At 70.2% G+C, this 255-nt stretch carries 1 protein-coding gene; it reads left to right on the forward strand.

The genetic code is table 11. The annotated features are described in order from the left end of the window. A partial coding sequence (locus AC3DEV_RS17285; protein ID WP_488372922.1) for a malate:quinone oxidoreductase occupies positions 1 to 255 on the forward strand: 255 nt, incomplete at both ends.

Below are 255 nucleotides of genomic sequence, written 5' to 3' on the forward strand. Positions count from 1 at the left end.
TGAGCCTGGTCAAGTACCTCATCACCGAACTCGCGAAGAACCACGGTGCGCGGGTCGACGCACTGCGCGACTTCGTGCCCTCGGCGCAGGACGGGGAGTGGGAGAAGGTCATCGCCGGCCAGCGTGTTCAGGTGATCAAGCCCAGCGGCCGGGGCGGAACCCTCGAGTTCGGCACCGCCGTGGTCAACGCGGCGGACGGGTCCATCGCGGGTCTGCTCGGAGCCTCCCCGGGCGCCTCCACCGCGGTGGACGCCA

This window comes from Dietzia sp. IBK-p2-15D, from assembly GCF_057773105.1.